11 protein-coding genes, 1 pseudogene and 1 riboswitch are annotated in these 13514 nt (G+C 43.6%); of the genes and pseudogenes, 6 read left to right on the forward strand and 6 right to left on the reverse strand.

Going from position 1 to position 13514, the window contains the following annotated elements:
* Positions 1–29 precede the first annotated feature (29 nt).
* Positions 30–1274, reverse strand: coding sequence for an aminopeptidase (locus L3V42_RS04050; RefSeq protein ID WP_235762635.1), 1245 nt, complete (start codon positions 1272–1274; stop codon positions 30–32).
* A 211-nt stretch (positions 1275–1485) separates the two neighbouring features.
* On the opposite strand from L3V42_RS04050, the gene L3V42_RS04055 reads away from it, so the two are divergent.
* A complete protein-coding gene (locus tag L3V42_RS04055) occupies positions 1486–1830 on the forward strand; it encodes a winged helix-turn-helix transcriptional regulator (RefSeq protein ID WP_255770988.1) in 345 nt (114 codons plus the stop codon).
* A gap of 199 nt (positions 1831–2029) precedes the next feature.
* Here the strand turns inward: L3V42_RS04055 and L3V42_RS04060 are convergent, their stop codons facing one another.
* The 5 genes and pseudogenes from L3V42_RS04060 to megL all read right to left on the reverse strand — a co-directional run bounded on the left by L3V42_RS04060 (position 2030) and on the right by megL (position 6548).
* Positions 2030–2245 carry an arginase family protein gene (locus tag L3V42_RS04060; protein WP_438822757.1) on the reverse strand — a complete coding sequence of 72 codons (216 nt, stop codon included), beginning with the start codon at positions 2243–2245 and terminating at the stop codon, positions 2030–2032.
* A pseudogene (locus tag L3V42_RS04065) lies at positions 2228–2887 on the reverse strand (aromatic amino acid lyase); the annotation flags it as partial. The pseudogene L3V42_RS04065 and the gene L3V42_RS04060, both read right to left, overlap by 18 nt.
* Positions 2888–3092: 205 nt before the next feature.
* The gene (locus L3V42_RS04070; protein ID WP_235762636.1) at positions 3093–3611 is read right to left on the reverse strand and encodes an acyl-CoA thioesterase; all 519 of its coding nucleotides are present in this window, start codon (positions 3609–3611) and stop codon (positions 3093–3095) included.
* 18 nt (positions 3612–3629) lie between these two features.
* Complete coding sequence (gene cls, locus L3V42_RS04075; protein WP_238471383.1) at positions 3630–5066, reverse strand: cardiolipin synthase; 1437 nt, start codon at positions 5064–5066, stop codon at positions 3630–3632.
* A gap of 294 nt (positions 5067–5360) precedes the next feature.
* Complete coding sequence (megL, locus tag L3V42_RS04080; protein WP_235762638.1) at positions 5361–6548, reverse strand: methionine gamma-lyase; 1188 nt, start codon at positions 6546–6548, stop codon at positions 5361–5363.
* A 289-nt stretch (positions 6549–6837) separates the two neighbouring features.
* Here megL and rarD point away from each other — a divergent pair, with 289 nt between their 5' ends.
* The 5 genes from rarD to L3V42_RS04105 all read left to right on the forward strand — a co-directional run bounded on the left by rarD (position 6838) and on the right by L3V42_RS04105 (position 13456).
* A complete protein-coding gene (gene rarD, locus L3V42_RS04085; RefSeq protein ID WP_238471384.1) occupies positions 6838–7743 on the forward strand; it encodes an EamA family transporter RarD in 906 nt (301 codons plus the stop codon).
* A gap of 274 nt (positions 7744–8017) precedes the next feature.
* Positions 8018–8136: riboswitch (SAM riboswitch) on the forward strand.
* 113 nt (positions 8137–8249) lie between these two features.
* A complete protein-coding gene (locus L3V42_RS04090; protein ID WP_238471385.1) occupies positions 8250–9959 on the forward strand; it encodes a PLP-dependent aspartate aminotransferase family protein in 1710 nt (569 codons plus the stop codon).
* Positions 9960–10136: 177 nt separating this feature from the next.
* Positions 10137–11021, forward strand: a complete 885-nt coding sequence (locus L3V42_RS04095; RefSeq protein ID WP_238471386.1) for an SGNH/GDSL hydrolase family protein — start codon at positions 10137–10139, stop codon at positions 11019–11021.
* Between the two features lie 3 nt (positions 11022–11024).
* Complete coding sequence (locus L3V42_RS04100) at positions 11025–11663, forward strand: YpmS family protein (protein WP_238471387.1); 639 nt, start codon at positions 11025–11027, stop codon at positions 11661–11663.
* A 167-nt stretch (positions 11664–11830) separates the two neighbouring features.
* Complete coding sequence (locus L3V42_RS04105) at positions 11831–13456, forward strand: catalase (RefSeq protein ID WP_238471388.1); 1626 nt, start codon at positions 11831–11833, stop codon at positions 13454–13456.
* The last annotated feature ends 58 nt before the right edge of the window (positions 13457–13514 follow it).

Raw genomic sequence — 13514 nt, forward strand, 5'->3', positions numbered from 1 at the left:
ACAAGGGCTACCCTCTTGTCCCACTTTTATTATTCACCTTTTACATTTAATGCCCATGTACCACTCCGGAAAACGGCTTCGGTTGTGCCATCTTGTTTGACGCCATCGATATCGAGCTTATCGGAACCGATCATGAAGTCTACGTGAATAAGGCTGTCGTTCACCCCATGTTGATCAAGTTCTTCATCGCTCATTGCCGAACCGCCTTTTACGTTGGTCGGATACGCTTTACCTAATGCAATGTGGCAGGATGCGTTTTCATCAAATAGCGTGTTATAGAAAATGAGTCCCGATTGAGATACTGGGGATTCATCCGGAACGAGTGCGATTTCACCGAGACGACGGGCTCCTTCATCGGAATCGAGTAAGTGCTTGAGCACCTCTTCTCCCTCTTCGGCTCTGAAATCGACTACTTTTCCGTCTTTGAATGTAAGCTGGAAGTTGTCGATCAAGCTGCCGCCATAGTTTAATGGTTTCGTACTGGAGACCGTGCCGTTTACCCCATATTTATGCGGCAAGGAAAATACTTCTTCAGTAGGAATGTTCGGGTTGAACGTAACACCAGTTTCCGCAACTGCTGAGCCGCCTTTCCAAATATGCCCTTCTGGTAATTCCAGATCTAATTCTGTACCTGGAGCTTTTAAGATTAACTTTTTATAATTCTTGTTATTTAAAACTTCACGGGCTTTCTGCAATGTTGCGTTATGCTCATCCCACGCTGCTAGCGGGTCGGCTTGGTCAACACGGACGATTTTCAAGATAGCTTTCCATAAGCTTTCTACCGCATCTTCCGGGGATTTATCAGGGAAAATTTTTTGCGCCCAGTCTTTGGATGGAATGGAAATGATCGACCAAGGAATCTTGTCATTCATCGTATATTTTCGGAAATTCACCATTGCTTCAGCCGCTGCTTTATTTGCTGCTGCAACTCGAGATGGGTCAATGTCTTTTAATAAATCCGGGTTTGTCGAACGGATATGAAGTACGGCCGCCCCGTCTTCAGCAAATTCATCATGCAATTTAACACGCCATTCCGGGAATGAAGCAATGACCTCATCCGGTGCATGCTGGTACTTCAAGAGGGTTAACTCATCATCCACCCAATTGATATGAACATCTTTTGCTCCGATTTCGTAAGCTTTTCTTGCTACAATTTTTGTAAAATCAGCGCCTTCAAGCGGTGCATTGATCATGAGTGCCTGACCTTTTTGTAAATTGACGCCGGTTTTTAAAGCGAGTTCTGCATATTTTTCTTGCGATTCAATACTTGCCATGTTATAGCCTCCCATTAGTTCAAATGATATAACTCCTATTATTTCATATATTATGGAATTGACCAACTTTTTTGTGTGCGAACCCCTTTGTCTTACCCTATCTCTTATTGCGAATAGAGCTATTTTATGGTAAACTAATATTAAGTTACTTTTTGTAATTACTGTAACTCCTTTTCTTAAGGCTTGACATTGGATTAGTGAGGTGATCAACATGGAGGAAATCTTATGTCCACGTTTTGAAAAGGCGATGGGGTTATTAAGTACCCGCTGGGTAGGCTTAATCTTATTTGACTTGCTGAAAGGGACAAAACGATTTTCAGAGATGGAAGCTGATTTACCTATTAGTGGCAGATTGCTCTCCGATCGCTTGAAGATGCTCGAAAAAGAAGGTATTGTTGAGCGTAAAATATATTCTGAGTTCCCTGTCCGGATTGAATATTCGCTTTCTGACAAGGGCTGGGCTTTAGAGCCAGTCATCCGCGAAATTCAAAATTGGGCTGAAGGGCATATTACGAAAGAAGAAGTTGAAGCGGAAAAATCAGATAAGGTGAAGTAAATAACCAGATGTGCACTTGGCTTTTCAGTCCCGGGCACATTCATAGGGCTTGGAGAATGCAGTAGTTCTCCAAGCCCTATATTTATTGTTTATGCTTCATATAACTTGAATGAATTTCATCATTACCAAAGTCGGCTTTTCCATCACCATATGTAGTTGGGAACGAACTAACTCAACTACATATGATGATGGTGAAGCATTAAATACGTACTATGAAATTCATTAAACTTAACAAGAGATAAGCAGCTGTTTTACTCGTCATATCGCGGATATCCTGGGTAGGCTCAATTTCCACGACGTCCATCACTTTTACAAATGGATGTTTTGCAGCGATTTCAATTGCTTCAATAAGCGTATCGGTATGCATTCCTCCTGGTCCATTTGCCGGGAAACCTGGGGTGATCTCAGGGATAATTTCCCGTGCCTTTTCATAGAAAGCTAGTGTCGTTTCAGCTAATTTCTCTGGACCGCGGTACGTACATGCTTCAAGGGCACAGATGAGTTCAATAGTAATGACTTGGCGTGTGTTCTGAAGCATTTGATGTGCATGCCTGGCAGCGATTGTTCCCATGCTGACATGATCTTCCTGATTGGCGGATGAAGGTATGGAATCGACGCTTGCCGGATGTGCTAATGTTTTATTTTCCGAGACGAGGGGTGCTGCTGTATACTGTAAAATCATTGCTCCGGATTCCAGGCCAGGATTCGGGCTTAAAAATGCTGGCAAATCATTTAGCTGCGGGTTAACAAGGCGCTCATTCCGGCGTTCGGAAATGCTAGCAAGTTCGGCAATCCCGAGCTTTAAAAAATCCATTGCAAAAGCGATCGGCTCCCCGTGGAAATTGCCCCTTGAAATTATTTCGTTCGTATCAGAAAAAATGAGCGGATTGTCTGTTACGGCGTTCATTTCGATTTCAAGCTTTTCTGTTGCATAGTGTAACGCCTGCGAGCATGCCCCGAGCACTTGCGGGATGCAACGTAAAGAATAAGCATTCTGCACCCGTCGTTCCCCTTGTCTTGTAACAAGCTTGCTTCCGGTAAGAATGTGACGCATCCTTTCACACCTCCACGGCATTACTTTAGTAAAGAAGCATGAGAAAAGGAGGCAATGGTTGAAAACCGATGCCTCCTGGAATTATTGCGTATGAAATTTGTTTTTTAAACATAAGAACACCTCGTTTTTTGGCTATGAAGTCGTTGTTACACTTAACCGTAATCGCTTTCAGGCAGAAATGCAAGAGGTGCTTAGGCACACTCTTTTTTCAGTTTCTGTCCCAAATATATTCGGAACCGATTTTTTGAGCGAAGGTTTTCGATTTACTTCGGCGTTCCCCGCGTTGTTCAGCACGTTCTGGTGCGGACTCGTGCAGCGTCTTTTCATAATCGGTTTCCGGGTAAACGGGCGGAACAGGGGTCGGTCTGCCGTATTCGTCGATCGCTACAAAGGTGAGAAATGCAGTGTTACATACTTCCTTCTCTTCTGTAACAAGGTTTTCCGTAATGACCCGGACAAAGACTTCCATCGATGTATTCCGTGTCCACGTCACAAATGATTCGATTAAGATCGCATCTCCTGCACGAACCGGAGTTAAGAAGTCAACCGAGTCAATTGAAGCTGTCACAACAGGATTTCGGCAATGTTTTACAGCTGAAATTGCTGCAAGGTCATCAATATGTGCTAAAAGCTTTCCACCGAATAATGTGTTATGGACGTTCGTATCCGGTGGGTGAACATGGGTCGTTTTAATCGCCAATGAATTGGCACATGGTTTTGCTTTCATGGTGTCCTCCTTAAGCTTTTACAGAACTGGTGATAAAAGCCGCGAAATTGATTCTTTCAATTTAATTCCGATGGAACGTTTTTCGTACAATTTCTTCGTCATTTGCGTGGAGCGGCGAATATCGTCATGGAATGCTTCAACAAGCCCCTCAGTAATTTCTTTATCATAAATTAAGGCATTCACTTCAAAATTCAGGCGAAAACTGCGTACATCAATATTCGCTGTTCCGACCGTGGATATTTTTCCGTCGACAATTAATGTCTTCGCGTGCATGAAACCGTTCTGGTAAATGTAAATTTCTCCGCCTGCTTCGAGCAAATCTCCGCTGTAGGATAATGTTGCCCAGTAAACAAATGGATGATCCGGTTTATTCGGAATCATGACCTTTACATCCACGCCCGATAAGGCGGCGATTCTTAACGCATCCCGCAAGCTTTCATCTGGAATGAAATAAGGTGTTTGAATGTAGATATATTCCTTCGCCTCGAGGATCATCTTTATATATGCATTCTTAATCTGTTCTAGATTCTGGTCGGGTCCGCTAGAGACGATTTGCATACCGGCATCTCCTGCTTTTTCCGATTGATAATAATGGTCTTCGTAATGAATATTATCTTTCGCTGCTTGGTTCCAGTCAAGGATAAACCGTGTCTGCATCCCTTCTACAGCAGAACCTTTCACACGGAGATGGGTATCACGCCAATAACCGAATTTTTTATCTTTACCAAGGTACTCATCACCTATATTGAAACCGCCGATGTAGCCGATTTTCCCGTCAATGATTGCGAGTTTCCGGTGATTCCGGTAATTGATTTTAAAGTTGATGACCTTCGCCGGGAAAAACGCTTCGACATGGACGCCAGCTTCACGGAGCCGTTTAATATAGCCTTTACTTAACCGACGTGCACCCATCGCATCATAAAGGAAACGGACGGTGACCCCTTCATTTGCCTTCTTGATCATAACATCGGCTAGTTGCGTGCCGAGCTCATCGTTCCGGACAATATAATAAATCAAGTGGATATGCTCTTTCGCCCGCCGCATGTCCTGCATCAAACGGTCAAACTTCTCCTTTCCGTCAAGGAGGATATCAACTGCATTATTCTGGGAGAAGAGGGATGAGTCTGTTCGTAAATTTAAATAAGTCAAGCTTGCATATTTCTTCATGTCCTGGTCACTATACTCAAGCTCATCATTCTCAATGTCACGAAGCTGAGACTGGACGGCAGCCTTTAGACCGAGCTTGCTTTTCGTATCCCAGACGAAAATCCGCCCATTACTGATTGGTTTTCCAAATATTAAATAGAGAATAAATCCTGCAACAGGGATAAATAAAAGAACCATGAGCCAAGCCCAGGTGGATGAAGCGTTCTTCCGCTCCAGAAAGATAATCGACAACCCGAGAATGATATTAATTAATATCGTAATATTCAACAAAATTGCAACTAAGCTCATCTAACCAGCCCTCTTCATCAATCAAATCAAACCAACATAACTACCTCTAATATAGCACAACTCCCCCACCACTTCGAGCGGGACACGGGGTCAGAGTGTTTGTCCCGGTCTGTGCTGGTGGGACAGGGGGTCAGTGCATTTGTCCCGGTTTTGGTTGGGACAAGAGGGGCAGAGTATTTGTCCCAATTACTATACCCCTAGAAGACAATATGAACACAAAAAAACATCTTAATCCAGGTTGGAATATGATGTTTTTTTATTGCATAGCGTACTATAATAAATGCTACGGATAACTTAAGTGCTCGCAGCTAACGCTTGTTCCAAGTCATCCCAAATGTCTTCCCATGCTTCCAGACCAACTGAAAGCCGGATCAACTGATCGGTAATCCCCATTTCCAAGCGCGATTCTTCCGGCACAACCGCATGTGTCATCGTTGCCGGATGCTCAATCAAAGTTTCCGCATCGCCAAGGCTCACTGCGATTTTAATAAATTTGAGCCGATTCATAAAGCGCTGGGCATCTCGTTTACTTCCCTTTATTTCAAAAGAAATCACCCCGCCACCCTTATGCATTTGCTTTGCTGCAATTTTTCCGTCTTCAGCATCGGTATTCCCTGGGAAGTAAATCGAACCAATCTTTGGATGTCCGTTTAACTTTTTAAAAATATGGGTTGCATTCTTACAGTGACGGTCCATGCGGATTGGCAAAGTTTTGAGACCTCGGAGCAGCAACCATGCATCAAATGGAGACATAATCCCGCCTATATCCTTGCGTGCAGACATAGCAAGTTCATCAATAAAATCGGCCTTCCCTGCGACAAGACCGGCAATCACGTCTCCGTGACCGCCGATATATTTCGTAGCACTATGGAGCACGATATCGCATCCTAAATCTATCGGCCGCTGTAAATAGGGGGTAGAGAATGTATTATCAACGACGACTGGTATACCATATTGTTTCGCAACCTTGCTAACAAGTTCTAAATCAATGAGCTTCATTGTCGGGTTAATCGGGGTTTCAACATAAATCAATGTAGTTTCCGGTTTTATTTTAGCGTGGATTTCGTCTTCTGAATCGAGCAAGGAGAAATCTGAAGTAATATTGTATTTTTCTTTCAGCATCATCAACAAGCCATACGTACAACCATAGAGACCTGCAGAGCACAGAACATGATCATTCGCTTTCGTCAAAGACAATAAAACAGCTGAAACAGCCGCCATACCCGAAGCAAACGCAAGACCTTTCTCCCCATTTTCAAGCCGGGCAATCCGCTCCTCGAGAACACGAACAGTCGGATTTCCTAAACGAGAATAAACGAATCCTTCCTCTTCCCCGCTAAAGCGTCTTTCGCCTTGTTCCGCCGAATTAAAGACATAGGTGGATGTTTGAAAGAGTGGAACGGAAAGACTTCCGAGCATTTCCAACTCATCATATCCCTCGTGAATCACTGCCGTTTCAAATCTCTGATATTTGTTTGCCATGTGCTTCCTCCCCTTTATTCTCCTACTCGAAAATATGACAATTCATGAAGCATTACTTCTATTACTAGCATACAAGAAAAACGCCTTTAATGAAAGCGGTTTCTATAGTTGGAAGTGGGACTTGGGGTCAGAGCATTTGTCCCAGTGGGACGGCTACACTGACCCCAATGTCCCGCCACGATAGCCGGGACAAAACCTCTGACCCCGTGTCCCGATTCTTGAGTTTTTGCGTAATTAGTCTTAATATTGTTTTTATACTTAACAGAGGAATCGGAAGGAGGTTGTGGCGATGGAGTCAAAGGAGATGAAGTTAGGTACGCTATATACGCTTAGCGCGTATTTGCTCTGGGGTTTCTTGACCATATACTGGAAACTTCTTGACCATGTGAATCCGATGGAAACGCTCGCCCATCGGATTGTCTGGTCGTTCATTTTCATGATCGCTTTACTGCTCACACTCAAGCAATTTTGGTCATTCCTCGCTACGTGCCAGAGTTTATTACGAAATCCCAAGAACTTATTAGCTATTGCAGCTGCTTCCGTCCTCATCTCGACCAATTGGTTTTTATTTATTTGGGCAGTCGCGAATGGATACGTCCTCCAAGCAAGTCTCGGCTATTATATTAATCCATTAATGAGCATTTTCTTAGGTATTGTCGTCTTAAGGGAACAAGTTACGATGCGGCAAGGGTTCGCTTTTTTGCTCTGTATCGTAAGTGTTCTCTATCTGACAATTTCTAGCGGCGTATTCCCTTGGGTCTCTCTTGCCCTTGCTACAAGCTTTGCAATTTACGGTCTGTTAAAAAAGAAAATCAACATTAGTGCAACTCACGGGCTTACGGTTGAAACAATGCTTGTCACCCCGATTGCAGCAGGCTATCTTTTCCTGCTTCCGGCTCAAGCTTTCACACTCTCACCAGCTATTTCAGGGACAAATCTGTTACTTGTCGGAGCAGGAATTGCCACTGCGATTCCTCTTTTATTATTTGCAAGTGGTGCCAGGGCAATTCCATTATCCATGGTAGGGATCTTACAATTTATCACACCGACAATGATGCTTTTCCTCGGTGTGTTCGTCTATCATGAACCTTTTTCAATGGAAAATTTTATCGCCTTCTTATTTATCTGGTTTGCACTCATTCTTTATTTAAGTTCGGTTTATCATCACCCAGCAAAAAAACGTGCAAAAACATAAAACTGAGGAAAAACTTTGCTTAGGGTCTTGGGGTCAGAGCATTTGTCCCAGTCACCAGCGGGACAGTTTCTCTGACCCCAATGTCCCGCGACGCCTGGGACAAGATCTCTGACCCCCTTGTCTCCATCTGTCCCCACGCTAAAATCTTTTTTAAGAAAACCAACTAAAGGGGTTGACATTCGGTTGAGGAAGGCGTTATAATCATCAGTAAATTTATAAAAGATTTTCAAGTAGCGCAGTTAGCGCTTTTCCTGAAAATTTTAAGTTAGAAATCTTCTTATCAAGAGCGGCGGAGGGATTAGGCCCGATGAAGCCCGGCAACCTTGAAGTAAGCAACTTTTACTTTTAATGGTGCTAATTCCTACAGATCTAACCTGATCTGGAAGATAAGAAGAGGACATGTATAGTAAACTATACGCCCTCTTCTTAAGGAAGAGGGCGTTTTCATTATCCCTCTCTCCAGAACAAACGAACTACATATTTTAAAAAACCAAGGAGGAAATACAATGTCAGAATTCAATATTTTCGATTTAGAAACACAAGCCCTTCACGCAGGTCAAGAGGAGCCAGATTCAGCTTCCGGAGCAAGAGCAGTACCTATTTACGAAACAACTTCCTACGTTTTCCCAAGTACAGAGCATGCGCAGGGTGTTTTTGGACTTACAACTCCAGGAAACGTCTACACACGGATCACGAACCCGACGGTGGCAGCTTTTGAACAACGAATCTCAGATCTTGAAGATGGTGTTGGAGCAGTAGCAACATCTTCTGGAATGGCTGCCATTACACTCGCTATTTTAAATATCGCTGGAACAGGTGACGAAATTATTGCAGATAGCAACCTTTACGGTGGAACGTATAACCTTTTCCTGAATACATTGCCAAAATACGGAATCAACTTCAAACTAGTCGACGGGACAAACCCAGAGAATTTCCGTGCAGCAATTACCGACAACACGAAAGCAATCTTCGGTGAAACGATCACGAACCCGAGCTTAAACGTATTCGATATTGAAGCAGTTGCCGAAATCGCACATGAAAATGGACTCCCGCTCATCATCGACAACACGTTCGCAACCCCATTCATTACAAAACCAATTAGCTGGGGTGCCGATATCGTCATCCATTCCGCAACGAAATGGATTGGCGGTCACGGTACAACTATTGGTGGAGTCGTTGTAGACGGTGGACGCTTCAACTGGGATAACCCGCGTTTCCCTGAGTTCACAACACCGGACGAGAGCTATAAAGGCTTAAAATACGTTGACGTTGGACCAGCTGCATTTGCAACAAAGTTACGTGTCCAACTATTACGTGACATTGGTGCTTCATTAAGTCCAAAGAGTGCTTTCACGTTCATCCAAGGGCTTGAGTCTTTACAAGTGCGAATCGACCGTCACTTGGAGAATACGAAAGATGTCGTCTCTTATTTGAAAAACCATCCGGCAGTAGAATGGGTCAACTATCCAGGTCTTGAAGAGCACCCTTCCTATGAATTAGGGAAGAAATATTTAAAACGCGGTGCAGGTTCCATCATTACATTCGGTATTAAAGGTGGTCGGGAAGCGGGACGTAAACTCATCGATAGCATTACGCTTTGGTCCCATGTGGCAAACGTTGGAGATTCGAAATCCTTGATCATCCACCCTGCTTCAACGACACACCAGCAGCTAAATGCGGAAGATTTGAAAAAGAGCGGTACACCGGAAGAACTCGTCCGCTTGTCAATTGGTCTTGAATCAACAAAAGATATTTTAAAAGACCTTGACCAAGCAATTGCAAAAGCAACTGGCGAGGCACCGCAAATCACACCGACAGCAGAAGATGCAGTAAACTGGCTGCTCCATTCGCCTTTTGATCGTTCAGAAGGGTTACGCAAGAAAGCAATTGCGGTTGCTGGCGTTGAAGATGCGACAGAGAAAAAACTAAGGAACTACGGTTTTGAAGTAATAGCTGTTGAAAATGCGGAACAATTGAGCGATGTTTCCGGATCCCTTGATGCACTTGTCGTAAACGCAGAGGAGCTTCCAAAAGAAATCATCGAGCAGCTTATCAATAAAGAAAGCAAGATTCTTTGGCTTGAAACTAACGCTGATGACGCTACAGCTGAACATGCGCAAGCTGCAGGCATTCAGGTGGTTGAAAGCAAGTCCATTGCGAGTGAATTGGACCGTATTCGCGGCAGTAAAGCAGCAAAAGAGACAATTGAAATATAGAAATGGAGCTTTCAGAAAGAAACGAATGCCAGGTGCGTTCGTTTCTTTTTTTGTCTCCTCCCTTCCTCTTGTTTAACTTAAGTTTTTTAGGAGTAGTATAATAGGGTAAGTAGAGAATAGTAGACAAATTAAATCCACGTTTTATACTGGTAGTAGACAGATTATAGGTGTGATACGATGAAAAAAATATTATTTATCCTTTTTGCAATCATTCTTTTAACAATAGGAATACTTTATTATATAGATAGTCAGCCCCCGGCATTAAACCAGCCTTTAATCCCTGAGGAGAACGAAGAAGAATTAATGGAAGAAACTGAACCAATTCAAGATGACCAGGATGAGGTAGAGGAAACGGCAGAGGAAGAAAACAGCTTTTCCCAACGGCTATCCCACGTCGTTAAAGATACGTTCGGAAGGATTTTTCAGCGTGAAGTAAAAATAGTCGCGATTGGGGATTCACTCACCCGCGGAGTCGGTGATACGACAAATAGCGGCGGTTATGTAGGAATTTTAGAACGCTCATTAAACCAGGAAGAAGAAATTGCGACATTTGAAAACTTTGGTATACCTGGTAACCGGACGGATCAGCTTTTAATCCGTTTAGGGCAACCTGAAATCATTGAAGCGCTGGAAGAAGCGAATATTGTTCTTGTCACAATTGGTGCGAATGACATTATGGAAGTGGCGAAGGAAAATATTACAAACCTGGAAATAGAAGACTTCATTCAAGAACATAGCGATTACGAAGAACGGCTTGAGGAAATTCTTGAAACGCTCTCTGACATTAATTCGAATGCCGATATTTATCTGCTCGGAATTTACAATCCCTTTGAAAGGTATTTCCAAGATATCGAGGAATTAAATCAGATTGTAAATACCTGGAATGAGACAGGAAGCAGCTTGGCGAACGAAATGGATAATATTACGTTCATCCCGATCATCGATTTATTTGCCGGGAATGAGGATCCTATATTTGCCGATGATAATTTTCACCCAAATTATGCTGGTTATTATTTGATGGCAGAGCGCGTGTTAGACTATATTTCTAGAGAAGAAGGTTGACTCATGACAAGAACCGATAAGCATAAACCAAAACTAAATTGGAAAAAAGGTTTTTTCCTGATTCTAGCGTTAAATATTGCCGGCTTCCTGCTGCTTATCAGCTTGATTTTTTGGCCGGCGGAAGATGTGGAACTGCCTAGCGAAACAGAAAAAGTGAAACAGGAAAGCTCCGAATTCGTCGTCCGGACATCCAAGGAAAATTTAAATAGCTTGATTAACGCATATATTGAACATTTAACTGAAAATACGCGTCATAAGTACCGCATTGAGTTAGAGGAGGATGTGCATTTAATCGGTGAACTTCCGGTTTTCTCAACCACCGTTCCTCTTTCCATGCGCTTTGAACCGGAAGTCGTGGAAAACGGGGATATTATTTTGCGACAGGAATCGATTTCACTTGGACTATTGGAACTACCGAACCGAAGAATTATGCAATACTTGGACAGATATTTACCAATGCCAGATTGGGTCATTGTCGATCCAAATGAAGAAGAAATTTATATTGCAATTACAGACATGGATATCCGCAGTAACTTCGAACTTGCCGTCGAAAGTCTTGACTTGAAGGAAAACAATCTCGCCTTCCGCATCAGCGTCCCCTACGAAACATTCGGCATCGAAAGCTGGAAAATGTTCCCTTGAGCGGGACATTGGGGTCAGAGCACTTGTCCCATTTGGGAGCAGGACGTGAGGGTCAGAGCAACTGTCCCAGTGGGACAACTGCTCTGAGCCTCTCGTTCCTTTTTGCATGAATTTTTCTTACTAGGGCAGGCTAATCATTGTTAACTTTACGAAATGAGGGATGAACAATGAGTAAAGAACCACCCAAAGACAATTACGAGACACATAAAGAAGACGAGAACACGCTAACGACGCGGCAAGGTCATCCGGTTACGAATAACCAGAATATCCGAACCGTTGGAAACCGCGGACCGGCGATGCTTGAAAACTATGACTTTATTGAGAAAATCAGCCACTTCGACCGCGAAAAAGTTCCGGAGCGGATTGTACATGCCCGAGGTGCCGGAGCTCATGGTTATTTTGAAACATACGGTACCGTCGGAGATGAACCTGTTGCTAAGTATACCCGGGCGAAAGTTTTTCAAGAGAAAGGGAAGCAAACCCCTGTCTTTGTCCGTTTCTCAACCGTTGTACACGGGAATCATTCCCCTGAAACCGTACGTGACCCAAGAGGCTTTGCCGTAAAATTTTACACAGAAGATGGAAATTGGGACTTAGTCGGAAATCATATAAAAATATTCTTCATTCGTGATGCGATGAAGTTCCCTGATATGATCCACGCTTTCCGACCAGATCCTGTGACAAACGTTCAGGACAGTGAGCGTTTCTTTGATTTCTGCGCGAACTCACCGGAATCTTTCCATATGGTGACATTTATTTATTCACCTTGGGGCATTCCTGCCAATTACCGTATGATGCAAGGGTCCGGCGTGAACACGTATAAATGGGTAAACGCGGAAGGTAAAGCGGTTCTCGTTAAATATCACTGGGAACCGAAACAAGGAATCAAGAACCTTACTACGAAAGAAGCGCAAGAAGTCCAAGGAAAAAACTTTAACCATGCAACACAGGATTTATATGAAGCGATTGAACGAGGAGAATATCCTGAATGGGAGCTGTTCGTCCAAATTATGGAAGACGGCCCACACCCAGAACTGGATTTCGATCCGCTTGACGATACAAAATTATGGCCGGATGACCAATTCCCGTGGCTTCCAGTTGGAAAAATGGTCTTAAATCGCAACCCGGAGAATTATTTTACAGAAGTAGAACAAGCCGCTTTTGGAACAGGGGTACTTGTCGATGGGTTAGACTTTTCCGATGACAAGATGCTGCAGGGACGTACCTTCTCCTACTCTGACACTCAGCGTTACCGCGTTGGCGCCAACTACTTACAATTGCCAATTAATGCCGCAAAAAGACGTGTCGCAACGAATCAGGAAGGCGGCCAAATGCGTTTTGATAATGATAAAGGATCCAAACAAAACTTACATGTGAACTATGAACCTTCCAGCTTAGGCGGTCTTGAAGAAGCTGAACAGACCGGGAAAGAGTACACTCCATATGTAGAAGGTAATATTGTCCGCAAATCGATCGACCGGGATGATAATACGAAACAAGCTGGAGAAACCTATCGTAAATTCGAACAATGGGAAAAAGATGAGCTCATCCATAACCTCGTGAACGACCTTGCAACTTGTGCGCAAGTCATCCAGGATAAAATGATTGCTCTTGCGGAGGCAGCGGATGAAGAATATGGCAGAAGATTACGCGAAGGTCTGGAACAAGCAAATAAACAAAAAGCTTCCACTATGGCGGAAGCTGCGGAAGAAATGCATCCCCTCGGCGCAAAAAACGCAGACAAAGCTGTTAAAGAAGCAATCGAAAAAGGACACGACGCCGAACCATATTAAAGCGGGACATTGGGGTCAGTGCAGCTGTCCCAGTTGTGGTAGGCGGGACACGGGGTCA

Origin of the sequence: Oceanobacillus alkalisoli (assembly GCF_022213125.1) — a bacterium.
In the GTDB taxonomy this organism is placed as follows: domain Bacteria; phylum Bacillota; class Bacilli; order Bacillales; family Amphibacillaceae; genus Oceanobacillus; species Oceanobacillus alkalisoli.